The organism is Cellulomonas bogoriensis 69B4 = DSM 16987, assembly GCF_000767165.1.
Lineage (GTDB): Bacteria > Actinomycetota > Actinomycetes > Actinomycetales > Cellulomonadaceae > Actinotalea > Actinotalea bogoriensis.
Genome location: NZ_AXCZ01000513.1, coordinates 1 through 257, shown reverse-complemented (window position 1 = coordinate 257; position 257 = coordinate 1). Strand labels below are relative to the sequence as shown.

Genomic DNA, 257 nt, shown 5'->3' with positions numbered 1-257 from the left:
GGTGCCCTCGTACTCGACGGGGTTGGAGGTGGCCATGACGTGGAACGGCTCGGCCATGCGGCGGGTGGTGCCGTCGACGGTGACCTGGCGTTCGGCCATGGCCTCCAGGAGCGCGGACTGGGTCTTGGGGGCGGTGCGGTTGATCTCGTCGGCGAGGAGCAGACCGGTGAACACCGGGCCGGGTCGGAACTCGAACGACGAGGTCCCCGGGTCCCACACCGCTGAGCCGGTGATGTCCGAGGGCAGCAGGTCCGGGG

Annotated in this window: 1 protein-coding gene; it reads right to left on the bottom strand. The window is 70.8% G+C overall.

The features are described 5' to 3' along the window. Positions 1-257 (bottom strand): AAA family ATPase (locus N869_RS16250; RefSeq protein ID WP_035063584.1); only part of this gene is annotated, 257 nt, incomplete at both ends.